At 63.3% G+C, this 23,100-nt stretch carries 17 protein-coding genes; 13 read left to right on the forward strand and 4 right to left on the reverse strand.

The features are described from left to right. Positions 1-164: 164 nt before the first annotated feature. On the reverse strand, positions 165-1,343 hold the full coding sequence (locus KF708_14975) for a fatty acid desaturase (GenBank protein ID MBX3413991.1): 1,179 nt from the start codon (positions 1,341-1,343) through the stop codon (positions 165-167). 384 nt (positions 1,344-1,727) lie between these two features. Here KF708_14975 and KF708_14980 point away from each other — a divergent pair, with 384 nt between their 5' ends. Beyond that, the gene (locus tag KF708_14980) at positions 1,728-2,303 is read left to right on the forward strand and encodes a tRNA-(ms[2]io[6]A)-hydroxylase (protein ID MBX3413992.1); all 576 of its coding nucleotides are present in this window, start codon (positions 1,728-1,730) and stop codon (positions 2,301-2,303) included. Positions 2,304-2,392: 89 nt separating this feature from the next. On the opposite strand, the gene KF708_14985 is transcribed toward KF708_14980, so the two are convergent. Further along, positions 2,393-3,271, reverse strand: coding sequence for an endonuclease/exonuclease/phosphatase family protein (locus KF708_14985; protein MBX3413993.1), 879 nt, complete (start codon positions 3,269-3,271; stop codon positions 2,393-2,395). A gap of 421 nt (positions 3,272-3,692) precedes the next feature. Here KF708_14985 and KF708_14990 point away from each other — a divergent pair, with 421 nt between their 5' ends. From KF708_14990 to KF708_15030, 9 genes are all read left to right on the forward strand, one after another. Next, positions 3,693-4,661 carry an isochorismatase family protein gene (locus KF708_14990; protein MBX3413994.1) on the forward strand — a complete coding sequence of 323 codons (969 nt, stop codon included), beginning with the start codon at positions 3,693-3,695 and terminating at the stop codon, positions 4,659-4,661. A gap of 120 nt (positions 4,662-4,781) precedes the next feature. Then, entirely contained in the window at positions 4,782-7,946 is a 3,165-nt protein-coding gene (locus KF708_14995; GenBank protein ID MBX3413995.1) for a penicillin acylase family protein, read from the forward strand. Between the two features lie 361 nt (positions 7,947-8,307). Next, positions 8,308-11,478, forward strand: coding sequence for a choice-of-anchor D domain-containing protein (locus tag KF708_15000; protein MBX3413996.1), 3,171 nt, complete (start codon positions 8,308-8,310; stop codon positions 11,476-11,478). 398 nt (positions 11,479-11,876) lie between these two features. Further along, a complete protein-coding gene (locus KF708_15005) occupies positions 11,877-12,488 on the forward strand; it encodes a thioredoxin family protein (GenBank protein ID MBX3413997.1) in 612 nt (203 codons plus the stop codon). A 118-nt stretch (positions 12,489-12,606) separates the two neighbouring features. Further along, positions 12,607-13,263, forward strand: a complete 657-nt coding sequence (locus KF708_15010) for a TlpA family protein disulfide reductase (GenBank protein ID MBX3413998.1) — start codon at positions 12,607-12,609, stop codon at positions 13,261-13,263. 171 nt (positions 13,264-13,434) lie between these two features. After that, the gene (locus KF708_15015) at positions 13,435-14,463 is read left to right on the forward strand and encodes a glycosyltransferase family 2 protein (GenBank protein MBX3413999.1); all 1,029 of its coding nucleotides are present in this window, start codon (positions 13,435-13,437) and stop codon (positions 14,461-14,463) included. Positions 14,464-14,576: 113 nt separating this feature from the next. Further along, a complete protein-coding gene (locus KF708_15020) occupies positions 14,577-16,430 on the forward strand; it encodes a tetratricopeptide repeat protein (protein MBX3414000.1) in 1,854 nt (617 codons plus the stop codon). 44 nt (positions 16,431-16,474) lie between these two features. Continuing rightward, entirely contained in the window at positions 16,475-16,987 is a 513-nt protein-coding gene (locus KF708_15025) for a DUF2752 domain-containing protein (protein MBX3414001.1), read from the forward strand. A gap of 35 nt (positions 16,988-17,022) precedes the next feature. Further along, a complete protein-coding gene (locus tag KF708_15030; GenBank protein ID MBX3414002.1) occupies positions 17,023-17,823 on the forward strand; it encodes an alpha/beta fold hydrolase in 801 nt (266 codons plus the stop codon). Positions 17,824-17,862: 39 nt separating this feature from the next. On the opposite strand, the gene KF708_15035 is transcribed toward KF708_15030, so the two are convergent. Next, positions 17,863-18,402 (reverse strand): DUF2617 family protein, encoded by a 540-nt coding sequence (locus KF708_15035; protein MBX3414003.1) that lies wholly within the window; start codon positions 18,400-18,402, stop codon positions 17,863-17,865. A gap of 216 nt (positions 18,403-18,618) precedes the next feature. On the opposite strand from KF708_15035, the gene KF708_15040 reads away from it, so the two are divergent. Next, positions 18,619-19,287, forward strand: coding sequence for an endonuclease III domain-containing protein (locus tag KF708_15040; protein ID MBX3414004.1), 669 nt, complete (start codon positions 18,619-18,621; stop codon positions 19,285-19,287). Positions 19,288-19,300: 13 nt separating this feature from the next. Here KF708_15040 and KF708_15045 read toward each other — a convergent pair whose 3' ends face one another. Then, complete coding sequence (locus KF708_15045; GenBank protein ID MBX3414005.1) at positions 19,301-20,839, reverse strand: caspase family protein; 1,539 nt, start codon at positions 20,837-20,839, stop codon at positions 19,301-19,303. Between the two features lie 407 nt (positions 20,840-21,246). Here KF708_15045 and KF708_15050 point away from each other — a divergent pair, with 407 nt between their 5' ends. Then, positions 21,247-22,197 carry an ABC transporter ATP-binding protein gene (locus KF708_15050; protein MBX3414006.1) on the forward strand — a complete coding sequence of 317 codons (951 nt, stop codon included), beginning with the start codon at positions 21,247-21,249 and terminating at the stop codon, positions 22,195-22,197. Positions 22,198-22,206: 9 nt separating this feature from the next. Next, positions 22,207-23,091, forward strand: coding sequence for a hypothetical protein (locus KF708_15055; GenBank protein ID MBX3414007.1), 885 nt, complete (start codon positions 22,207-22,209; stop codon positions 23,089-23,091). The last annotated feature ends 9 nt before the right edge of the window (positions 23,092-23,100 follow it).

The following is a 23,100-nucleotide window of genomic DNA, read 5'->3' on the forward strand; positions in this document are numbered from 1 at the left end:
AGCTCCGCACGGCTCGCAAAATAACGACTTACGTTGCTATTTTGTCATCGCATCCCTGCGATGTCGCAGTCCGTTGAGTTTTTCAACGGACTGCTAGAGCCTTTGCTCTCGCGAGCAAAGATCCGCATCCGAGAGAGTTCCCGTGACGACGCGACGAACCAAAGTCAGTTCGCGGTCCGCGAGGCATCGAAGTGCGGGTTGTGCCCGGTGGCGTGACGAGTCTTGCGCGGCTCTTGCCAGGTGTTCTTCCAGAATTGATAGAACACGGCGCCGATGCCGGAGCGTACCGTCAGGTGATAGTCGGAACCGGCAGGCAACTCCCGCATCAAGCGGCGATGCGCACGTCCCAGGGCGTGGTAGGGCAAGTGCGGAAACATGTGATGCAGGGCGTGGAATCGCAGTCCGAGCGGCACGAACAACTCGGTGACCAACGGGTTGTCGGGCAACGTGATCGAGTCCTGCAACTGCCCCACGTAGCTCACCTGGCCTTCGTCACTCAGGTAGTGGTGCAGGCACAGGGCGCGAATGAAGTTCAGCGACAGCACGCTCGCCGCGATCAGGAACATCAGCGCCACGCGGGTCCATTCGAAGACACCCAGCCCAACCAGCACGATCGGCACCCAGACGCGGATCGAGCAGGCGATATCGAGAAAGGCCCAGTAGGCCCGCGGTGTGTGCGGTGAAAGGACCAGTCGATGCCGGAAGTTGACGATGCCGAACGACGAGAATCGTTCGAGCAGCCAGGGCCGGAACGGTGGGTAGAGAAACGACAGCGGCGTCAGGAACAGGAAGCGGAACACCACCAGGAAGGGCCACACCAGCGTCAGCAACAGGAAGTAGCCGATCAAGCGCGGTGGATCGACCCCGAACGGCAGGTACTCGCCGTCCGAGTCGGTGCCGTAGCTGTCGCAGCGGTGATGATCGAGATGGTGCGCGTAGGCGAACGAAGGAAACAGGAGCGGGATGCCGCAAAGCAAATCCCACGCCACCTGGAAGGAGCGGAGTTTTCGACTGCGGAGGTGAACGATCTCGTGGACGAACGACGACGCACGGAAGATGGCGAACACGGCCACGCCGAACAGCAGGGCCCGCATCCACGAGAAGCCCGCCATGTCGAGGAAGACCGACGCGCAGCCGTAGCCGATGGTGATGGTGACGAGCAGATCGGCCCAATAGATCCACGCCTTGGGGACGGCCAGATCGCGCACCGCGGCCTTCGCTTCTTTCAGCCAGGGTGGAACATCCGTTTCCGAGATCGTAAGGTTGGGACGAGATCGTTCGATCGTCGACATGTAAACGGAGTCCTGCGCGGCGGCGGGGGCCGCCGAGAAGTGTGTCTTCATCCTAGAATTCTCGGGGACGGGAGTCGACCGGTTGGGCAAGCTTTTTCGGGGTTTTTGGCCCGGCCGACTTGTGCCGTTCCATCCTCTTAGATCGATTCGTCTCCTGGACGACCCTGAGTCAAAACGCAGGCTTGCCGACGGCGTCGGCCAGACTCTCCCGTCCCGAGCGAGCACTCTGGAATAGTTCGAGTAATCGTTAGTCTTTACGGCGTCTGAAATAGCTTGCCAAAGTACCCCAGCAGAAACGGCAACAGTGGGGTAAAATTCGCCGAGTACCAGGGGGATCGGAGTGGTCGCGCTCCAACCGCCACGCCAGCAGATTGGTGTGCCCGGCCGACCTTGTTCCCCACGAGATATCACAGATTCGAATCGAGTTGCCTCGCGATGCTCAGTCTCGCCTCGACCACATCATCTCGCTGGCTCGCCCAGGTGGCGGAACATCTACCGGAGTTGCTGCTCGACCATGCCCATTGCGAAAAGAAGGCCGCTGGCACGGCGATGAACCTCATCTTCGCCTATGTGGAGAACGTCGAGCTCGTGCGCGAGATGACGGAGATCGTCAACGAAGAGTTGGCCCATTTCCACCTGGTGCTTGACCTGCTCGGCGAGCGGGGAATCCGTTTTCGGCGCCTCGCGCCCAGCGGCTATGGCCGGCGTCTGAACGAATTGATCCGCAAGCAAGAGCCGGAAAAAGCGGTCGACCGCCTGCTGGTCGCCTCCTTGATCGAAGCGCGTTCCTGCGAACGTTTCGTCCTGCTGCGCGACCATCTGCCCGACGCCGAACTGGCGGCCTTCTACGGCTCGCTGTTCGAATCGGAAGCGCGGCATCACAGCACCTACGTTCGCCTGGCGAAGGCCTACGCCCCCGACGAAGAGGTTCATCGACGGCTGGAAGAGTTGGCCGCCGTCGAAGCGTCGATCGTGGCCGAAGGGGAAGCCGCCCCACGCATGCACAGCTAACGAGGTGCGAAATCCCTCGACAAACGCCTGCGCGGCGCGCTCGCACGCCGTGGCATAAGCGTGCCCCACGCCCTGCTCGGTTGCCGCGGTTACTGGTCGAAGCGCAGCTTCGCGATGACCGGGAAGTGATCGCTCGGGTATTGGCCGTTGAGCTCGAAGGTGACCACTTCGCTCGAGAGCGTCGTGACCGGACCGCGGGTCAGGATCCAATCGATACGCGAACCGTCCTCGCGCGGACCGCGGTAGTTGTGGAAGGTGCTGATCGGCTTCCCCTTTTCCTGGGCCACTTTCCACGTGTCGGTCAGATAGCCGTCGGCCACGAGCGTGTCGTAGGCCTTGTTCGATTCAGCCACGGCGTTGAAATCTCCCACGACGATGACCGGCAGCTTGTCGTCGAGCTTTTTGAGGCGCTCCAACAGTAGCTCGGCGCTCTTTTCGCGCGACTTCTGCGACATGTGATCGAAGTGCGTATTGACGAAGTAGAACTCTCGCGATGTCCCACGATCGAGAAACCGTACCCAGGTCACCATGCGGCGCACGCTATTGCCCCAGGTCGCCGAGCCGATGACCTCGGGCGTGTCGGAGAGCCAGAAGTGATCGTATTCAAGAGGTTCGAAACGCTCGGTGCGGTAGAAGATCGCCATGAACTCGCCGCGGCTCCCCCCCTCGCGTCCCAGGCCGATCTGATCGAAGCCGGGCAGATCGGCCTCGAGATCTTTGAGCTGCGCGTAGAGACCTTCCTGCGTGCCGATCAGGTCGGGGGCGAACTTCTCGAGCATCGCCTTGGCGGCCGGACGTCGCTCGGGCCACGAATTGGGTGGTTTGGGGCTCGCATAGCGCAAGTTGTACGACATCACCGTCAGCGTGGCCGGTTCGGCCGCGGCGCTCGCCGCGGTCCAGCCTGCGAGCAAGAGTCCGATCGGGGCGAGGGCGAACAGGACGCGAAAGAGGGGCGGACGAAACAGCATGACGGCCTTTCGATATCTGCTGGGCGTGGGGCAAGCCGGCCGGGCAAGTGGACCAGCTTGCGGCAGGTCTAACAGCCTGTTGAAAAATGCCCTCGTGGGCTTTTTTCAACCTCGCCAAGTGCGGAGCAAAGCTCCGCACGGCTCGCAAAATAACGACTGACGTCGCTATTTTGTCATCGCATCCCTGCGATGTCGCAGTCCGTTGAGTTTTTCAACGGACTGCTAAGTCAGCCCATGCTAGCATGCTGCCGTGGCGTCGTCATCCGCCGGACAAGGCCTAACGGATCGGCGAAAGCGGCAAGCTGGGGCCCTGGCGGTCGTGGCAAGATAGCGATGTCTTGATGCGTCGTTGTGGTTTTTCCGTGGATGCCGCAGCGCGCTGGTCGAAACCGTAGGTAGCTTTCCGCTAGACGAGCGGCGCGTGATGCCGCGCCCCCTGCCCCCCTTGCTGCTCCCCCCCTGCCCCGCCGTGCGCATGCCTGCCGTATCAAGTTGTCTGTGGCGCTGGTCGCTCGCCGCTTTGCTCGCGGCGTACCTCTGCTGTTGCGCGCTATCGAACCGGGGCGCGGCCAAAGAGCCGGCGGCGGGGGGAACGCCAAGACCGCTGGTGCCGGGCGTACTGCGCCTCGACACGCGCCGCCGCGAGATCTTGCCCGAGCACGGTTCGCAGCCGGTGGTCGTCCGCGATCAGCAGGAATGGAATGCGGCCGAGACGGCCATCATCGTGTGCGATCTGTGGAGCAACCACCGCTGTCGCTCCTCGGCCGAGCGGATCGAGATCCTCGCGCCGAAAGTCAACGCCATGCTCTCCGCCGCGCGCGATCACGGCGTCACCATCGTCCACGCGCCGAGCGGCGGCATCTCGTATTACGAGACGACCCCCTTCCGCCGTCGTATCAAGCAGGCCCCCGCGTTCGAGCCCCCGGTGGCGATCGCCGACGTGGTCCGCGCCGACGTGACTGAGCCCCCCTTGCCGATCGACGACAGCGACGGCGGCTGCGATGACCCCGAGCCCCACGCGCTCGTCGAATTCGACTATCGCCAGCATGCGGCGATTCGCATGGTGGGCTACGACGTCGTGACCGAAGATGGGCGCGAGTTGTACAATTATTTCCGGCAGGAAGGGATCAAGAACGTGGCCATTCTCGGCATTCACACGAACATGTGCGTGCTGGGACGCTCGTTCGGCATTCGCCAACTCCGCGTCCTGGGTTTCAACGTCGTCTTGTGCCGTGACCTGACCGACGCGAGCTACGATCCTCGCGATTATCCCTTCGTGAGCCACACGCGCGGCACGGAGTTGGTCGTCGAGCACATCGAGACCTTTCTTTGCCCTTCGATCGACAGCGCCTGCCTGACGCGTGTTGTGCCGGGCACCGCCGGTCCCTGATCGACCGACGCCCGCTTCGTCGAAAAAAGCGGTTGCCCGAGCGTTCGCGCACGCCGATGATGGTCCCACTTGCCGGCTCGATTCGAGCGGCGATCGACCTTCCTCGTCGGAGTTTGCGACATGCCCCGCTGCGCTCGTTCGATCTGGATGTTGCTTCTGCCCTGTTTCGTGCTGGCCGTGACGTCGAGTCTCCACGCGGCCGACGAGTCGCGGCCGCTGCGCGTCTGTCTCGTGTCGGGTTCGGAAGAGTACAAGTCGGACGAGACGCTGCCGATCCTGCAAGACTTTCTCGAACGCCACTACGACGTCGAGTGCAGCCGTGCCTTCGCCACGTCGACGAAGGATCTGCCCGGGCTCGAGGCCCTCGATGATTGCGACGTGATGGTCCTCTTCACGCGCCGGCTCGAACTTTCCGGCGACCAACTCGAACGCTTCAAGAAGTATTGCCAGGGCAACAAGCCGATCGTCGGCATTCGCACGGCGAGCCACGCGATTCAGAGCTACTTGGAGTTCGATCGCGAGATTCTCGGTGGCAATTACAAAGGACACTACGGCAACGAGCTGAAAACGCACATCGCCGATGGCGTGCAGGACTCCCCCTTGCTCGCAGGTTTCAAGCCGTTCGTCTCCGACGGCAGCCTCTACCGCAACACGGGGCTGGCCGAAGACTGCCTGGTGTTGATGACCGGCAGCATCCCGGACCACACCGAGCCGATCACCTGGACCCGCGAGCGCGATGGTCGCCGCGTGTTCTATACGTCGCTGGGACACCCGCACGACTTCCGGCACCGGGGCTTCTTGCAGTTGCTGGCCAACGGTATTCATTGGGCAGCGCAGCACGAGCTACAACCCCGCCAGCACACTGCCCTACCGCAACCCGCGAATGGTGAAGTGCGTCCATTAGCGGGACTCGGCGAGCGTGCGGACGTTTATTTCGACACGCATGGCATTCCGCATCTTTATGCGCGATCCTGGACCGATGCCGCGCGCGCCCTGGGATACGTGCATGCCAGCGATCGGCTGTGGCAAATGGATGTGCTCCGACGTCGCGCGTCAGGCACTTTGGCCGAGATCCTTGGTCCCGGCGCGCTCGGTTCCGACATCATGATGCGGCAACTCGGGCTGCGCCGTACGTCGCAGGCCACGTTGGATCAGTTGCAGGCGGGCGACGCCGATCTCGCCGCGAAGGTCGGTCGTGATGCCGCCGAGCAGTTCCTGGCCGAATTGAACGCCTACGCCGCAGGCGTCAACGCGCGCATTCAGGAACTCGGCACAGAGGGCCTGCCGGTCTATTTTAAGATGCTCGGCTACGAGCCGGCCCCGTGGTCGCCCGTCGATACGCTCGTCTTCTCGAAGTACATGGCCTGGGATCAGTCGGGCACGGACAGCGATCTGTGGTTCGGCATGATGTCCGAGAAGCTCGGCCCCGAGGTGGTCGCCGAATTGTGGCCTCTGGACCGTCCCTACGAAATCGCCACCGTCGATGTGCCGAAAGGCGGCGATGAGGAATCGGCCAGCACGCGCGAGCTGCTGCGTGTCCCCTCGGGCACGAGCGATCTTTTCCGCGCGGCCGAACGTCATCTAGCGGCAGCGGGTTCACTGCTGCGGGCGCCCAGCTTCGGCAGCAACAACTGGGCGGTCGACGGCACGAAGACCGCCTCGGGCAAGCCCATCATGGCGAACGACCCCCACCTGGGCTTCATCCTCCCGTCGCTGTGGTATACGTGTCACGTGTCGGTGGCGGGCCGGAATGTCGCCGGCGTGACGTTTCCCGGCGGACCGACGGTCATCATCGGCCACAACGACCGCATCACTTGGGGCGTGACCAACATGCAGGCCGATGCGGTGGACTACTTTATCGAGACGCTCGACAAGAGCGACCCGCAGAAATACAAGCACCGCGGCGAGTGGAAGACGGTCCATCAACGGGTAGAAGAGATTCCCATCCGCGGCCAGGAGCCGCACAAGCTGGTGATCGAATCGACGGTTCACGGTCCCATCGTCAGCCGCGACGACGCTACGGGCACGGCCATCACCATGTGCTGGACGGGGTTGCAGCCGACCACGGAGTCGGTGGCACTCTGGAAGGTGAATCGCGCGGAGTACCTGGGCGAATTCCTCGACGCGCTCAAGCTGCTCTCCGCGCCGGCGATGAACGTCATCTACTCCGACGTCGATGGCAATATCGCCATTCATCCCTGTGGCGACCTGCCGCTGAAGAAGTACGGCGCGGGTCGCGTCCCCATGGATGGCGCCTCGGGCGAGAACGACTGGGGCGAGATGATCCCGCGCGACGAGCTACCCCTGGCGGTGAATCCGCGCGAGCACTTTCTTGGTTCCGCGAATGGCCGGCCCGCTTCGGTCAACTATCCGCACTACCTCGGCTGGATGTGGGACCCCAGTTACCGCACGCGGCGCATTCACGAGCTGCTCGAAGGGGCCGACGATCTGACGCTCGAGAAGATGCAGGCCATTCAGACCGATGCCTACGACAAGGCGGCCGAGTGCTTTTTACCTTCCCTTCTGAACTCACTCGACATGAGCGAGGTCGCGTCCGATGCCGTATCCAAACGCGCGGTTGACGAATTGCGCGGCTGGGATTACGTGGCCGATCGCGAGTCGCTGGCGCCGGCCATCTGGCTGCGCTGGTTCGATCACTATCGTTCGGCGGTGTGGAACGACGAATGGGAGTCGCGCGGCATCGTGCAGCCCGGCGGTTCGTGGGGCTTCACGGGGGACAATCGCCGCGAGCCCGTGCTCGAGGTGCTGGAAAAGTTGACGCGCGAAGAGCCAGACTCGATCTGGTTCGACGATCGCCGTACGCCCGAGCGCGAGGGACGGGACGAGATCGCGAAGGCTTCTTTCCGCACGGCGATCGATTCGCTGCGCCAGCAATTTGGCGATGACGTGGCGGCCTGGCAGTGGGGCAAGCTGAATACGCTGCGCGTCCGCTCGCTGGCCGAACAGGAACGCCTGGCCCGCGACGGCGGACCGATCGTCGGCACGGCGTTCACGGTGAACCCCGGCGGCGACATCGGTCCGGTCGGCGGCGGCGCGTCGTGGCGGATGCTCGTCGACCTGGCGTCGCCGGTTCGTGGTGTGGGAGCATACCCCGGCGGGCAGCACGAGGATCCCAGCAGTCCTCAGTACGACGACCAGATCAAGGTGTGGGCGGCGGGTGAGTTTCTGCCCCTGGGAGCGGTGGGTGATCCAGCCCGCTTGCCCGACGAGGCGAAGCAGCGCGTGTGGGTGCTGGCGCCCGATTCCGCTCCGCGTAGCCCATGATCCTAGGGCGCCCAACGGAAGCCCGGAATGTGTGAGAGTACCGTTCCGCACAGTGGCTCATTGGCCGCGTGGACAGCAATAAGCTCGGCCGGTATCGCGCCACATCGCAAGTGCTGGCCTGGCTGACGAAATCGTCCCGGCGGTTAGGTTAATTGCCGCTACCAATTGGTGCGCCAGACGCTGGCCCAGCGCCAGCGCGCCACAAAATCTCCTGGAATTCATTCCAAATTCGTATCCCGGTCTGAATATCCTAGCGGGTAAGTTCGGCCACGAAGCCAACTTCCCGGAAGGTCGCTTGCGCCGCGGGGGAGCAGCGACTTTCGAGGCCACCTCGCCCGCGCGCCCGACGATCGATCCTGCCATGCGCTACGCACGTGCTTCGAAATCTCCACGCCGCACGAATCTTCTAGGCCGCTTGAGCCGCCTTGCTCGGCGCGGCCGCAAGAAGTCGCCGCGGGGCGCAGCGCGCCGACGGGCCGAGACGCGTCGTGCCGTCTGGATCGACCCACTCGAAGATCGTTCCATGCTGGCCGGCATCATCACGATCGGCGACAGTTGGGCCTACCTGGTCGCTCCCAGCGCGACGACGATGTCGAACTCGTTTCTCGGCGGCGTGCCCGTCTACAACGAGTCGTTTGGGGGCGGAACCGCCGCGCAGCACGCGGCCGATCTCGACGGCATCACGGCGCGCATCAACGCCCATCCCGACGCCGACGTCGTGTGGCTCAGCTCTGGCGGCAATGACATGCTGCTCGGCGCCCTCGGCGGTGGTTTCTATCGCGGGAACCCCAACAATCCGACGGTCTATGCCAATATCGCGGCGAACGTCGACACGCTGGTCAACCACATTCTAAGCATCCGTCCCGATATCCAGGTGGTGATCGCCGGCTACGACTACATCAACGTCTTCGATATGGGGAGCGGTGGCCTTCAAGCAGGTAACAATCTGGGGGTCATCAAGTCGGGCAACGTCTTCCTCGATGCGGCTCAGAACCAGGAACTGAACGACGGTTTCAAGGCGGCCGAGCAGGGCAAGGTGAGCCTGGGGGCCAACAGCAGCCGCGTCCATCACGTGTGGAACTTCGGTCTCATCAACACCGTGGTGGGCTACAGCGGTTACTTCGGCAACTTCCCCGGTGCGGGCAACTATCCGCCCGAGTTGTATGCCGCGCTCCCCACGCCGGCCTCGCGCATGGCCGCGAACGACCCGATCCACTTGAACACGCAGGGCTATGATCTGCTGGCCCTGAACATGTATCTGAATTTCTTCGACACGGCGTTCCAGCCGGCGTCGTTGACGACGAATACGACCACGCTCGACTTCGGCCACGTGCGCGTGGGCACGACGAGCACAACGCTCGGCGTGACGGCCTCGAACGCGGGGCCCGACCATACCAAGGTCAAGGATCTCTTCATACCGGCCGGCACGGGCGAGTTCAGCGGCGGCAACCAATCGTACTTGCCGCTGTTCCGCGATCCGACGCTGGGCAGTGATGCCGCGGCCAGCAGCTTTACCTACACGCCGAACGCCCGCGGCGCCGATTCGCAAAATCTCACGCTGACCAGCGACAGCGGTTCGCGTCCGTTGACGCTGTCGGGCACGGGTGTCGGTCCGGTATTCGGCAGTGTTTCCACGCTCGACTTCGGCTACGTCCTGTTGGGAGAAAACGGCTCGTTGCCGTTCACGATCACGAATTCGACCACCGACGGCGATCTAGGCGCGCTGACGAATCTCACGCTCCATTCGTTCGTGCTGGATGGTCCCGACGCGGCCAGTTTCGAACTCGTCGGCTTCACGCCCGGGATGGTGCTGAATGCCGCGTCGCTGGCCAATCTCTCTCTCGAATTCACCGGCGATGGCCCGGCCGGCGCGAGATCGGCCACGCTAACTTTTTCGACCGATGTGGGGGTCGCGCTCGGGGGCAGCGGCGCCACGTTCCAGATCACGGTCGCGGCCGAAGTCGTGGAAGTGCCGACGGTCGCGGCCGGAGGGCCCTACGCAGGGGGCGAAGGGGCGGCGATCGCTTTGACGGCGGTCGGTACCGGCACCATCACCTCCTATGATTGGGACCTCGATAACAACGGCAGCTACGAAACTCCCGGCATGACGGTGAATTTCACCCGGCCCGAGCAAGGTGAGTTTACCGTCAACGTGCGCGCCATCGGTCCCGCGGGCACGGTCTATGCGACGACGACCGTATTGGTCGAAAACGTGGCGCCCGTCGCCGGCATGACCGGTTTGGGCTGGACGCACACGGGGGTCCTGCAGCACTTTTCGTTGATCGCCCTGGATCCCGGCTCGTTCGACGCGGCAGCGAACTTCGACTTTGCCATCGACTGGCAAGGAGACGGAGCGTTCGAGGAGTTCGTCTCAGGACCGACGGGAACGCCCATCAGTCACACCTTCAACACGCCCGGCTCGCACAAGGTAAGGATCAAGGCCACCGACAAGGACGGCGGCACGAGTGAAATCGGCACGTACGTGGTTCACGTCTATCACGTCGAGCAGGTAGGGGACAACATCGAGTGGTATGGTTCGGACGGCAATGACGTCGTCGAATTTCGCGAAACGGCGCTCCAGACCGTCGAGGTGCGCACGTTGATGGTCGGCGGGCACGCCACGAACGAACTGGCCATCTTCACGGGCGTGACGGGACGCGTCTTGGGCTATGGCAATCGAGGCAACGACCGACTCGATGCCAGCCAACTGCTGCTCCTGCCCACGACGCTCGAAGGGGGACGCCATCACGATACCTTGCTCGGCGGCGCGGGAGACGACATCCTGCGCGGCGATTTCCAAGGGGCGAAGGGGGATGGAGCCGAGGGGAACGATTCGATCGTCGGTGGCCCCGGCAACGATCTGATCGAAGGGGATGGGCTCGAAGGGGGCGAAGATACCCTGCACGGCGGCAGCGGCAACGATACGATCCTGGGGGATGGCAGCGATGGGGCCGAGGGACGCGCCGACCGCATCTATGGCGAGGATGGGAACGATTTCCTGTTCGGTCACCACGGACACGATTTCATCGACGGCGGCAACGACCACGATCTCATCACCGGGGGCGATGGCGCCGAGGCGAACGATACCCTCGTCGGCGGTGCGGGCAACGATGTCCTGAGCGGCTCGAACGGCAAGGATTCGATCTCCGGCGGGACGGGGCAAGATATCATTCTAGGAGGTTCCGGCGCCGATACGCTCCAAGGCGAAGGGGGCGAGGACCTCCTCGTCGCCGATGTCGTCACGTTCGGCCTCAGCACTTCGGCCCTGATTGCCATCCACGCCGAGTGGACCTCGGGCAATAGCTACCAGGACCGGGTCGCGCACCTCACCGGCACGCCCGGTGGTGCCAACGGAGCCACGTACTTCACCTTGGGGACCACTGTTTACGACGATGAGGCAGAGGACCTGCTCACGGGTGGAGCCGAAATCGACTGGTTCCTCTACAATTTGATGCAGGACGTGCTCACCGACCATGCCGAAGGGGAGACCGAGACCGATACGTTCGGCTTCCCGCTGCCCACCTTGGAATAACCTTCGTTCCGCGGAACTTCTCGGCCGCTCGAGGTCGGAAAACTTTTTTTCGCGACCTTGCGAACTACCTTCTTCGGGCCTGCGTATAACGGCAGAGCCTTCGTTTGCGCCCCCTTGAGCCGGGCAGGCTTCGGCCAGCGGGCTATTCGTTGACAAGCCCCCGTGGCGGCGGCAGACTTAGGTGCGCTGGCGTGTCTCCCACCGGGAGACACGCTTCCCCGCCAGGCCTGACTCTCGATCGGCGAGACGGGCCCCCAACGATCGAGAGCACATGGAATGTGCTGGGAGGCGCGTTCGCTCGTCCCACCGATTTTTTTTGGCCCACCCTGCGGCGCTCGTACGTGTCGAGAGAATCACGCTCGTATCGCTTTCCCATTTTTTTCAGGAGAGGTTGACCCATGTTGCGCAGATTAGGATTCGCGTTGCCCTTGGCGGCCGTCGCCCTGGCTTTGGTTTCTGGCTCGGCCCAGGCCGGCAAGTTCAACAAGGTGCTGAACGTCGGCGACACCGCCCCCAGCTTTGCCGACATCATCGGCGTGGATGACGACAAGTATGGGCTCGATTCGTTCAAGGACGCGAAGGCCATCGTGCTGGTCTTCACCTGCAACAACTGCCCCGTCGCCGTCGCCTGCGAGGATCGCATTGTCGAGCTGCAGAAGGACTACAAGGACAAGGGCGTGCAGATCGTGGCGATCAACGTGAACAACGTCGATGGCGATCGACTCGACTCGATGAAGGAGCGTTCGAAGTCGAAGGGCTTCAACTTCCCCTACATCTATGATCCCACGCAGAAGGTTGCCCGCGATTATGGTGCGTCGGTAACCCCCGACGTCGTCGTGCTGGACGGCGATCGCAAGATTGCCTACCTCGGCGCCATCGACAACGATGCCCTGAACGAGGCCAACGCCAACAAGCACTACGTGCGCGACGCCCTCGACGCCATCCTCACCGGCTCGAAGCCGTCGGTCAGCGAGACCAAGGCCAAGGGCTGCGGAATCAAGTACGAATAGTTCACGCTTCGTACGGTCTATATTTCCGCCGTCAGTTTTGCGTCGCCGGCCGACTGGCCCTCGTGCCAGGGCCGGCGACGCTTTTTTACACGCCGTCCTTCGCCAGGAATCCAACACCATGTCGGTCACACGCAAGATGCGATCGCTTGCCACGCTCGCGGCCGTCGTGCCTCTGATCGCGGTCGGTTGTGCCAAGGAAGAAGCCAACCCCGCCGGCGAACCAGCAGCACCCCCGGCCAGCGCGACCGCGACTTCCGCCGAGGAATCGGTCGAGAGCGAAACTGCCGCGACCGAATCGGACGAGGTCGGGACCGCCATTAAGCTCACCAAGGCTACCAAGGAAGATTTCGACAGCCTCATCGCCAGCCATCGGGGCAAGGTCGTGCTCGTCGACTATTGGGCCACCTGGTGCGGTCCCTGCGTGAAGGGATTTCCCCATACCGTCGAGTTGGCGGAGAAGCTAGCTCCGCAGGGGCTGGCCGTGATCTCGGTGAGCTTCGACGATCCCGAGGCCTCGACCGAAGTCGAAGCGTTTCTCACCAGACAGCACGCCCAGTTCGATAATCTGATCAGCGCCTACGGGGCCGAAGACCAGTCGTACGACGACTTCGGCGTCGAGACCGGAGCCCTGCCCCACTACCAGATCTATGATCGCGAGGGGAAGCTCGTCCGCGAGCTCGTCAGTGGCGATCCCACCGCCAAAAGCGTCACGCCGGAAGACGTGGCGGCCGCCGTGCAAGAACAGCTCGATCAGCCTGCTGCCGCTAATCCCTAGGACCGGCCGCGCGGTTGCTGGCGGACGGATTCTCGTTTCTGCGCAGCTTGTCTAGATCTCCACGGCGCAACGATTACCGGCGTTGCCCCGCGCCGACGTGCCCGATAGACTTCCACCCCCTGTCGACCCTTCGTGGGTTGAGGTTATGGCCAGGCAAGGAGGCCTCGGGCATTGTCATCCGCAGTCGTACTCAGCAAAGTGCCCCTCGAGCGCCGTCGTCGCGACGTGTCGCGCCCGCTCGTCTCGGTGGTGGTCCCTGTCTTTAACGAAGAGGCGTGTCTGCCGGCGCTGCATCGCCGCTTGACGGAGGTCTTGAGCACGCTGGACGACTCGTACGAGATCTTGTTCGTCAACGACGGTAGCCGCGATCGATCGCTCGAGATCATGCGGCAGCTCCAACTCATCGATCCTCACGTGGGTTACCACTCGTTCACGCGCAACTTCGGCCACGAGTCGGCCAGCACCTGCGGACTGCTCGAAGCGCAAGGCCAGACCGTCGTGATCATCGATGCGGATCTGCAGGATCCGCCCGAGCTGATCGCCCAATTGCTCGAACGCTGGCGCGAGGGATACGACCTGGTCTATGCGCAGCGGCGTTCGCGGCAGGGGGAGACATGGCTGACGCGCTCGACGAGCCATGCGTTCTACCGGCTGTTGAACCGTGTGACCCGGGTCGATATGCCGGTCGACACGGGCGATTTTCGTCTGATGGACCGCACCGTTGTCGAGGCGTTCCGGCGCTTGCCCGAGCGGAATCGCTTCGTGCGCGGCATGATCGCCTGGACCGGATTCCGCAAATCGGCCGTCTACTACGATCGCGATGCACGGCTCGCCGGCGAGACGAAGTACAACTTCACCAAGCGGCTCGGTCTGGCGCTCGACGCCATTTGTGGCTTCAGCACCCTCCCCTTGCGGTGGATCACTTACGCTGGCGGCATCACCGCGGGGGTGGCCGGGGCGTTGTTCGCGATGGCCTTGCTCGTGGGGCTTTTTTCCAGCGTGGGCGCGGCGGGTTGGATCGTGCTGGCCGCGGCGCTCACCTTGCTCGCCGGCGTGCAACTGCTCACCGTGGGGCTGGTAGGTGAATACGTGGGCCGTATCCTGATCGAGGTGCAGGCGCGTCCCCTCTATCTGCTAGGCGAGTCTCACGCACCGGCCATTCGGGTAGCGGGGCCGGTCCTCGATCGCATCGCCGGTTGAGGATGTGTTTTCTGGCGCGCGGATCTACTTTCAACACGCTCGGCGTCTCACGCTTGTGCCCGCCTCGGGTGAGTTTGCTTGCCGGCTCCCCCGGCCGGGCGATATGCTGGAACATGTTTCGCAGTTCGGTCCGCTCCCCGCGTTTCGGCGTGAAGATGGCTCGCTTTTCATTTCGCTGGGCATGCCGCCTGTTGGTCGCCATGGCGGCGGCGCTACTGCTCTTGCCTGCCTCGCTGGTCGCGGACGACGACCGCACCGCTCCCGACCATCAGCTAGAGACGATCGACGCGCTGATTCGCCAGCTTGGCAGCGATAGTTTTTCGGAGCGCGAACAGGCGCAGACCCGATTGGCGGAATTCGGCTTTGCCGCCTTCGATGCGTTGCTCGCGGCGGAGCAGGACGACGATATCGAGGTGGCCGCGCGGGCCCGCTATCTGGTGCGCCTCATGCAGGTGCAGTGGGTCCAGGACGACGACCCCGCCGCGGTCAAGACCTTGCTCGTCCGCTACGATTCGCTCGAAGAGCCCGACCGCCTCGATCGCGTCCGCCGCCTGGCAAGACTGTCGAACGACGAAGGCCTAGCGCCGTTGTGCCGCCTAGTGCGGTACGAGAAGTCGGAGATCCTCTCGAAATGGGCGGCCGTCGAGCTGATCAAGCAGCCGGTGGCGGCGGGTACCGACCGCGCGGCGCGGGGAGATAAGATCGTCGAGACTTTGGCGCGCAGCCCCCGTCCGGCCGCCGCATGGCTGCGCCTCTATGCCCGCGCCCACGAGAATCCAGAGCGCTATCTGGCCGAGTGGAACGGGATCGTCGATGCCGAGCAGGCAACCTTCGAGCAGTTTCCCGATCAATCGCGCGCGGAGTTTCTCGTGGCCCTGTTGCGCGAGCAGATTCAGCGTCTCGACGAGCTCGATCGCGACGAGGAAGTGCTCGACGCGATGCGGCGCATCGTGCAATTTGAGCGCGGCGAGACGGAGCCCTTGCTCGAGTTGCTGGCCTGGCTAGTCGAACGCAAGGCGTGGAGCGTCGTCGATGATCTGGCCAGGCGTTTCTCGGGTCGCATCCACGAAGAGCCGTTGCTGCTCTACGCCTTGGCCGATGCGCGGATCCTGGAAGGCCGCGAGGCGGACGCCGAGGCCCTGGCAAAACAGGCCCTCACGTTGAATGCGACCGATCCGGCCGACCATCTCCAGACGGCACAGACGCTGCGCCAGCGCGGTCAGCCCCGCTGGGCCGAGGCCGAGCTGCGCCACGTCATCGAGACCGGGCAGGCCGACAACGGCACCGTCATGCTTGGCTGCTACCTGCTGGCCGACTTGATCTACGATCGGGCCGAATACCTGGCCGCCGCGCAATTGCTCGAGGAGCAGATCAAAAAGTTTGCCGAACGGATGCAAGCCGCCGGCGGTGATGTCTCGTCGCGCAACGTGCTCGATACCGTCCGCAAACGCATGGGCGGACGCATGCACTATTACTACGCCATGCACTTCCACGAGCTGGGCGAGTTCGGCAAGGAGACGGAGAATCTGGATCGGGCGATCGAATCGGATCCGCAAGATATCGATGTCCTGATCGCGCTGCACCGCTTGCCCAAGCCGGGCGAAGAACGCCAGCGCAAGACCGAGAAAATGATCGAAGACACGGTCTCGAGCTACGAGCAATTGATCCAGAATCAGCCCGACAACGCGACGAACTACAATCAACTCGCCTGGCTGTGGGCCAACACCGGTCGCAAGCAGCAGCAAGCGCTCGAATACTCGCGCCGTTCGCTCGAACTTTCGCCGAACGAGTCGGGTTACCTCGACACCCTGGCTCGCTGCTACTATGCCCTCGGGCAACTCGACAAGGCGGTGGCCGCCCAACTGCAGGCGGTCTCGCTCGATCCGCACTCGGGCCAGATGAATCGTCAATTGAAGCAGTTCCAGCAAGAACTCGCCAAAAAACGCGAGTCGGGCGGCAAGTCGTAACTCGGTGCTTCCTGCGACGCACGTCGCGCTGGAGATTCAGTTCGATGTCTTCGCCGTGCGACGCGCCGACCTCCGCTACTACGACCACGGAGCCTTATCAGGCCCAACTCGTCGAGTGCGGGAATCCCTTCGCGCCGCCATCGATTTGCGACGCGGTCTGGCGGCATGGCTTGTTGTTCGCCGCCGCCGCGAGCATCTTGGTGGCGTCTTTCGTGCTGCGCGTGCAAGGCGAGCATGCCGTCTGTCTGCCGGTGGTCGGCACGCCGCTACCCGAGTTGTGTTATTGGCGCGCCGTGTCGGGGCTCCCCTGTCCTGGTTGTGGCCTGACGCGGTGCTTCATCTCCATGGCGCATGGCGAACTGTCTCGTGCCTGGAGTTTTCAACCCGTCGGTTGCCTGTTGTTCCTGGGAGTCGTGTTTCAGATTCCGTATCGTGCGTGGCAGATCTGGCGATTGCGCCGCGGCCAGGGAGACCAGCCGCCACGCTGGCTCGTGGTCGCGGCGTGGCTTTTCGTGCCGGCGTTCTTCGTACAATGGATTGGGCGACTGTTGGTTTAGCCGGGGCCGACTGCAGACGAGGGAAGGAGTGAGCGATGAAGACCTACGACATCGGCGGCGCGAAGATCGAGGTCGACGATCGAGGGCGTGGTTTGCCCGTGCTCTTCGTGCATGGTTTTCCTCTCGATCACTCGATGTGGCAGGCCCAGATCGACGAGCTCTCGGCCGGCTACCGCACGATCGCGCCCGACTTGCGTGGCTTTGGCGCGAGCGGTCCCAGTTCGGGCACGGTGACGATGCGCCAATTTGCCGATGATCTGGCCACGCTGCTCGATCAGTTCAAGGTGACCGAGCCGGTCGTCTTGTGCGGATTGTCGATGGGGGGTTACGTCGCCTGGCAATTCTGGCGTCATCATGGCCAACGTCTGCGAGCGCTGATCTTGTGCGATACGAAGGCGAGCGCCGACAGCGAAGAGGCCGTGGCCGGGAGGCACAAGCTGGCGGCGGCGGTGATAGCCACCGGACACGGGGCCGCCCGCGATGCCATGTTGCCCAAGCTATTCGCGCGCGGCACGGCCGAGCGTCAGCCGGTGTTGCTCGAGCGAACGAAAGGGATGATCGGCCGCGCGCAGCCAGAATCGATCGCGGCGGCGCTGCGGGGCATGGCCGAGCGTCCTGACGCGACCCCCTGGCTCGCCCAGATCCGCGTGCCGACGCTCGTCATCGTCGGCGCGGAGGATACCATCACCACGCTCGACGAGATGCGGGGCATGGCCGACAAGATCGATGGCGCGGAACTGGTCGTCGTACCCGAGGCAGGCCACATGGCCCCGATGGAACGTCCCGACATCGTCACGCCCGCAATCGCCAGCTTCCTCGATCGGCTGAGTGGATAGCTCACTCCGCTTCCGCGTGAGCCCGTCCGGCGAGAACGCTTAGCGGACCTCGAAGAGCGACTGGCTCTTCACGATCGCGTAGTCGTCCGGGAAGGTGTGAAACGCTTGCACGAGCAGGCTGCGATTGCGTGTCTCGACGTTGACGTAGCTCAAGGCCCCCACGGCGATGCGGCCGCTCGAATCGAATTGGTGCAGCATGCCCTTGCGCTGGCCGTCGAGGGCCAGTTCCTGCTGGAAGGTCCAAAAGACCTCGGGCTCGACCGGTTCGAGATCGAAGTTGACCTGGTACGAGGCGCCTCCGCGGCATTCGAGCCGGTCGTTGCGGCTCCCCTTCAAGCGGTACGAGAGCAAACGGCGCTTCTGCGGCAGGGGATGCTGGGCCGAAGCACAGACCTCGGTCAACGTCAGACCCCGGCAACGCCAGGTCACGACGTGACCGGCGTTCGTGATGTCGATCTTGGCGACATAGTCGCCACGCTCGACGACGCGCGTCGAGTGAAATTGAAAGAGTTCCGGATGAAGCGCTCGACCATACAACTGAAAGACCAGTTCTGCGACCTTCGGGCGAACGGAGAGCACTGCGTCGGTTCCTTGTAATATCGATCAAGCGCCCACAGGCGCGCTGTTTGTTGTCGAACGCTTGCATTATAAGTCCGCGCGCGCGGCGCACAAAGAGTGTTTTGTCGCGCGGCGCGTGTGCGGCGAGAATTCCAGCTTGACAAATCCGCGGGACGGCGTTTCAAACGGACGATGCTAGCACTCGGCCGGCGCGACAAGCACAGGAGAAAACGCTCGATGGAAGTTACGCTCGCCACGCTTTTCGATCGCTTGCTTGCGCACTATGGTCCGCAGGCCTGGTGGCCGGGCGAAACGCCGCTCGAAGTCATGGTCGGCGCCGTGCTGACGCAGAATACGAACTGGAAAAATGTCGAGCGCGCGATCGAGAATCTGCGCGAGGCCGATCTGCTCGACTTGCACTCGCTGGGCGAGCTGCCGCTCGAGGAACTTGCCGAGTTGATTCGACCGGCCGGTTACTATCGCCTCAAGGCGGGGCGACTGCACCGGCTGCTCCAGTTCGTGCGCGAGCGGTACGACGGCTCGCTCGAAGCCATGTTCGCCATGCCGCTCGAGGATCTGCGCGAGGAACTCCTCGGCGTCAACGGCATCGGACCCGAGACGGCCGATTCCATCCTGCTCTACGCTGGCGGGTTGCCGACGTTCGTCATCGATGCCTACACGCATCGCGTGATGAAACGGCACGGCTGGATCGAATTCGAGGCCGACTACCATCAGCTCAAGGAGCACTTCGAGAGCGGGCTCGAGCGCGACGCCGCCACGTTCAACGAGTTTCACGCCCTGTTCGTGCAACTGGGCAAAGACTACTGCCGCAAGGAGCCCCGTTGCGACGGGTGCCCGCTGCACGATTGGCTGCCCGAGCAGGGACCGCTCGAGCCAGACTGGTGACTCTACAAGGTGCCTACGGCGTGGCCGTTTCATCCGCGAGGCTGTCGGTCGGCGTCGACTCGGCGATCGCGGTCGTCAACGAAGCCCCTTCGGCCAGCATAAGCCGCTCGAAGCGTGCCACTTGCTCGGGCGTCCCTACCAGCGGCAGGTTGTTGGCCAAGGCGACGTTCTCCGCCACACGCAAGAATCGCTGGCACTTGACCCACTGGCGTTCGAGGTCGAGATGCTGCTGCGACAAGCGGTCGACCTCGCCTTGCAGGCGAGCGAACTCGGAATAGTGCGCGTGACCTTCAATGGCCGCCACGAGCGTGCCAGGTTCCTGCTCGAGCAGAAGTTGCACGGCAGGGTTCCAGCGATTGGCCAGCTCGGGCCAGCGCTCGAGCAGCGTGGCTCGAATCTTGCGCGCCTCGCCCCGCAGCGAGCCGGTCAACTTTCCCTTGCTTCCGCTGATCTCCTTGCGCTGCTTGCCGATTTTTTCCGCCAAGTCGCGAACCGCCGCGGCGCGGTTCTCTCCCTCGATTTGCAGTTGGGTCGAAAGCCCCTCGAGCACGGCGCGATCGGCCGGGGAGGCCACGGCCAGTAGCTGCGCATAGGGCGAGTCGACGGTGAGCAGATTCGCCACCCCCTTGGCCGACGTCTTGCTGTAGGCGCGCAAGAATGCGTCCGAGGTCTTCACCGAGATATCGATCGTATCCGAGGCGAGCAAGGCATGGGCATGAGCCTCGACAAACGAGATCCGCCCGTCACCATCGAAGTCGGGCAGCTCGACGGGCTCGCCGATGCGCGATCGCCCGGACAAGGCGGCCCAGAAGTGGCTGCTGTATTCCTGGTAGTTTTCTTCGTCGATATCGGGGGTGCAGCCGGCCGCCGAGCGATCCTGCGTCGTGGCGAAGAAGCCGCAACGTTCAGCATCGCTGCACCCATGTGCGGAATCGCCCGAGTTAAAGATCGAATTCGCAAAACCGCCCGAGTAGCACTGCACCATCACCAACACCACCGAAATGTCTGGCGCCAGTTTGTCGAGCAGCCGCGTGAATTCCTCGACGGGAATCTGTTCCTGATTCCAAAGGTACAGATGCGAATTTTCGGGTTTCTTCCCCTTGCCGCCATGCCCCGTGAAGTAGACGATCAGCCGGTCTCCCGGCTGCAGGTGGTTCGCGTTTTCGGCGAACCAGCGTTCGATATTGTCGCGGGTCGAGGCGCCGCGCAGGCCGGCTACCTGGTGGCTGCGATATTCGTAGCCCAGTTCGCTCGTCTGCTCGAACAGGCGGGCGAGCAACTCGTTGGCTTTGGGCAGGTTGTGCTCGGGATCGGTGAATTGCAGATCCCGACCAGGAGAATCGCCATCGGCGAAGAAGACATCGTGATGCAAGCCCGACAGGCCGAGATCTTCGAGCATCCGTCGGAAGTAGAGGACGTTTTTCTCGAGCGAGACCTGATTGCCGGTGGGGCTATAGCCGCCGCCGATCGTCAAAATGTGGTCTTCGGCCTGGGCCGAGTTCGGGGTGCCGAGACAGGCGAGCGAGAGAAAGACGCCCAACAGAAGGACCATCCAGGGCGCCGAACGACGCGAACGCAAGGCGTGGGGCATAGCGTTATTCCGCAGGAGGGGATGCGGTGGGTGGAACGCCGCGAGGGACGCACTCTGAAGGCTATCCGCCACACCGGCAGGGGTCAAATCTTCAGGCCAACGATTGCCGACTTCGGCGCCGTGAAACGGGATGCCATGTCGGTTGGGTAACGGTTGCGGGCCAGCGGCCGTGCGGAGGGCCGTTGTCCACCGGCAGTCAACCTGTTAAACCGTGCGGATCGCCCGGAAGTTTCGGCCCCTCGGCAGTACGGGGACCTGGTTGATAGAATGGGTCGCGCGTAACGAAGAGGCCCATCCCCAGACGTGAGAAGCTTGGCCGTTCCTGCCGAACGGCGCGCGGCATCTCGAACCCACCTGCCCGGCGCGGCATGCGACTTGTCGATCTCAAAAATGTCAGCCGCAGCTTTGGCCACGTCAAGGCCTTGCGCGACGTTACCTTGGCGCTCGAGCCGGGTACGATCGGACTGGTGGGCAACAACGGCGCCGGCAAATCGACGCTGCTCAAGATCCTGCTGGGGCTGCTCCGCCCCGACAGCGGCACCGGCACCATCTTGACGTACGACATCCGCTCGACGGGCAACGCCCTGCGGGGCCGTGTCGGCTACATGGCCGAGGCCGCCTCGGTCGTGCCGGTGCTCCGCGGCGTCGAGTTCGTGACGCTCGCAGGGGATCTCTACGGCATGCCGCATCGCGATGCCCGTCGCCGTGCCCACGAAGTGTTGAACTACGTCGGCCTGGGCGAGCTGCGCTACCGGCGGCTCGAGGAATACTCGGCCGGCAATCAGCAACGACTCAAGTTGGCCGCGGCCCTGGTACACGACCCCGAGTTGCTGCTGCTCGACGAGCCGACGAATGGTCTCGACCCGGCCGGGCGGGTTTCGATGCTGCGGTTGATCGAGGATCTCATCGCCGAGACGGGTAAGAGCGTGATCCTCTGCACCCACCTGTTGGGCGATGTCGAGCGTCTGTGTCAGCAAGTGGTGGTGCTCGATCGTGGCACGGTGGTTCGCGCCGGCAGCATGGCCGAGTTGCGACGCACGATCAGCAATCGCTACGAGCTGGGTTGGATCGGCGATGGTGCGATCTTTCGCGCAGCGCTCGAACGCGAAGGAGCGCGCGTCGTCGTGAATCAGAACGGTCCGGCGAGAATCCACGTCGAGGTCGCCCCCGGCTGGACCACGAATCGCTTTTTCGAGATTGCGCACTCGGTCGGCGTCACGATCAACGAGCTCAAGCCAGAGGAAGAGGATCTGCAGGGCGTTTTCTTCCGCATGACCGATCACCATACGCCCGCCGCCGCGCCGCCGCAGCAGACTTAGAAAGACCGCATGGGAATCGACGTCGCACATTATCACGGCTGGCGCGGCAAGCTGCTCTCACCCTGGTGGGCCTGCATCGCGATCGTGCGCGTGGCGCTGTTGCAGGTGTTTCGTCGCAAGTCGTATTGGATCGTTCTGGCGCTCGGGTTGCTGAACTTCCTCCTGTACTGGTCGGTGATCTATGCCATCGCTCAGTTCGACATTCCAGTCGAGGCCCAGGATCGCCTGATGGAGGTGATCGGCTTTCGTACCCGGGGAGGTGACAGCCAGGAGAACGGCTATATCGAGTTCATGCAACGGCAGAGCATTGTCGTGATGCTGTTGTTGGCCTTTTCGGGCAGTCTGCTCGTGGGGGCCGACTTTCGCTTTCAATCGTTGCCCTTCTACCTTTCGCGGCGGATCGATCGGCGGCACTACATCGTGGGCAAGTTGCTGGCCGTGAGCGTCATCGTGTCGATGATGACCACGTTGCCGGCGCTGCTGCTGTTCATTGAATTCGGCACGTTCACGGCCTCGACCGATTATTGGCGCGAGAACTGGCGCATTCCGCTGGCGGTGCTGGCCTTTGGCGCCATCATGTGTACGGTGCTGAGCATTCTGCTGGTGACGATCTCGGCCTACTTGCAAAGCGTGGCGCCGATCGCCATCACCTGGTCGAGCCTGTTCGTCCTGCTCGGGTCCATGTCGCGCTACCTGCGCGCGGCCAGCCCCTACTGGGAACTGATCAATCCCTGGCGCGATATCCGTCTCGTGGGCAAGATGTGCTTCGGCACGTTTCGCGACGATACCGAATACAGCATGGCGCTTTGGGCACTCTTGATCCTCGTTTCGGTCTGCACCCTGGCACTCGTGGCCCTGGCACGCCGCGTGCGCGCCATCGAAATCGTGACTTGAGCGGATCAT

Source organism: Pirellulales bacterium (assembly GCA_019636335.1).
GTDB lineage: Bacteria > Planctomycetota > Planctomycetia > Pirellulales > JAEUIK01 > JAHBXR01.

What these genes read in the sequence shown, in the direction of transcription:
- KF708_14975 (MBX3413991.1), bottom strand. Translation starts at nt 1,343, where the DNA reads ATGAAGACACACTTCTCGGCGGCCCCCGCCGCCGCGCAGGACTCCGTT.
- KF708_14980 (MBX3413992.1), top strand. Translation starts at nt 1,728, where the DNA reads ATGCTCAGTCTCGCCTCGACCACATCATCTCGCTGGCTCGCCCAGGTG.
- KF708_14985 (MBX3413993.1), bottom strand. Translation starts at nt 3,271, where the DNA reads ATGCTGTTTCGTCCGCCCCTCTTTCGCGTCCTGTTCGCCCTCGCCCCG.
- KF708_14995 (MBX3413995.1), top strand. Translation starts at nt 4,782, where the DNA reads ATGCCCCGCTGCGCTCGTTCGATCTGGATGTTGCTTCTGCCCTGTTTC.
- KF708_15000 (MBX3413996.1), top strand. Translation starts at nt 8,308, where the DNA reads ATGCGCTACGCACGTGCTTCGAAATCTCCACGCCGCACGAATCTTCTA.
- KF708_15005 (MBX3413997.1), top strand. Translation starts at nt 11,877, where the DNA reads ATGTTGCGCAGATTAGGATTCGCGTTGCCCTTGGCGGCCGTCGCCCTG.
- KF708_15010 (MBX3413998.1), top strand. Translation starts at nt 12,607, where the DNA reads ATGTCGGTCACACGCAAGATGCGATCGCTTGCCACGCTCGCGGCCGTC.
- KF708_15020 (MBX3414000.1), top strand. Translation starts at nt 14,577, where the DNA reads ATGTTTCGCAGTTCGGTCCGCTCCCCGCGTTTCGGCGTGAAGATGGCT.
- KF708_15025 (MBX3414001.1), top strand. Translation starts at nt 16,475, where the DNA reads ATGTCTTCGCCGTGCGACGCGCCGACCTCCGCTACTACGACCACGGAG.
- KF708_15030 (MBX3414002.1), top strand. Translation starts at nt 17,023, where the DNA reads ATGAAGACCTACGACATCGGCGGCGCGAAGATCGAGGTCGACGATCGA.
- KF708_15040 (MBX3414004.1), top strand. Translation starts at nt 18,619, where the DNA reads ATGGAAGTTACGCTCGCCACGCTTTTCGATCGCTTGCTTGCGCACTAT.
- KF708_15045 (MBX3414005.1), bottom strand. Translation starts at nt 20,839, where the DNA reads ATGGTCCTTCTGTTGGGCGTCTTTCTCTCGCTCGCCTGTCTCGGCACC.
- KF708_15050 (MBX3414006.1), top strand. Translation starts at nt 21,247, where the DNA reads ATGCGACTTGTCGATCTCAAAAATGTCAGCCGCAGCTTTGGCCACGTC.
- KF708_15055 (MBX3414007.1), top strand. Translation starts at nt 22,207, where the DNA reads ATGGGAATCGACGTCGCACATTATCACGGCTGGCGCGGCAAGCTGCTC.